This is a genomic window from Streptosporangium vulgare (assembly GCF_042428775.1).
Taxonomy (GTDB): domain Bacteria; phylum Actinomycetota; class Actinomycetes; order Streptosporangiales; family Streptosporangiaceae; genus Streptosporangium; species Streptosporangium vulgare.
Genome location: NZ_JBHMBS010000114.1, coordinates 1 through 1153, shown reverse-complemented (window position 1 = coordinate 1153; position 1153 = coordinate 1). Strand labels below are relative to the sequence as shown.

Here is a 1153-nt window from a genome sequence, read left to right as displayed (position 1 = left end):
TCGATCATCGTGCGGTGGTGGTGGGCGGGGATCGTGTGGGTGTGGTGCGGGGGTTGTCGGCGCTGGCCGACGGGGCCGCGGGTGTGGGTGTGGTGCGGGGCCGGGTGGGGGATGGCCGGTTGGCGGTGTTGTTCTCGGGTCAGGGTTCGCAGCGGGTGGGGATGGGCCGGGAGTTGTGCCGGGTGGTTCCGGGGTTCGCGGCGGTGGTGGGGGAGATCTGCGGCCGGTTCGAGGGGTTGTTGGAGCGGCCGTTGGGTGAGGTGTTGTTCGCCGAGCCGGGGTCGGAGGCGGCGGTGTTGCTGGATCGGACGGCGTATACCCAGGCGGCGTTGTTCGCGGTGGAGGTGGGGTTGTTCCGGGTGTTGGAGGGGTGGGGGGTTCGGGCGGATTATCTGCTGGGGCATTCGATCGGGGAGTTGGTGGCGGCGCATGTGGCGGGGGTGTTGTCGCTGGAGGATGCGTGTGCTCTGGTGGCGGCGCGGGGCCGGTTGATGCAGGCGTTGCCCGAGGGTGGGGCGATGGTCGCCTTGCAGGCGGGCGAGGCCGAGGTGCTGGAGGTGCTGTCGCGAGTCGATGGCGACGGGGCTCGGGTGGGGATCGCCGCACTCAACGGGCCGACCTCAATAGTGGTCTCCGGAGACGAGGACGCGGTCGCCGAGGTGGCGGGGCATTTCACCGGGTTGGGGCGGAAGAGTCGTCGGTTGCGGGTCAGTCACGCGTTCCACTCCCCCCGGATGGAGGCGATGCTGGCGGAGTTCCAGGCGGTGGCGGAGAAGGTGTCTTATGCTCCGGCGCGGATCGCGGTGGTCTCCAATGTCACGGGTGCGTTGGCGGGGCAGGAGCTGGGGACGGCGGAGTATTGGGTGCGGCATGTGCGTCAGGCGGTGCGGTTCGCCGATGGGATCGCCACGTTGGAGGCGGCCGGGGTGGGCACGTTCGTGGAGGCGGGTCCGGACGCGGTGTTGTCGGCGATGGGCCAGGAATGCCTGTCCGGCGAGTCCGCGGCCGCGTCGGTCGCGGCTGCCGCGGCTGTCGGCTTGAACGGTTCCGGTGCGGGGTCCGGGGCGGTGTTCGTGCCGATGTTGCGGCGTGATCGTGGTGAGGTGTCGGAGCTGGTGGCGGCGCTGGGCGTCCTGCACGCGCGGGGGGTGGC

The 1153-nt window shown here is 70.9% G+C and carries 1 protein-coding gene; it reads left to right on the top strand.

Translation table 11 applies throughout. The features are described 5' to 3' along the window. Positions 1-53: 53 nt before the first annotated feature. A partial coding sequence (locus ACFFRH_RS44220; protein ID WP_386164185.1) for an acyltransferase domain-containing protein occupies positions 54-1153 on the top strand: 1100 nt, incomplete at its 3' end.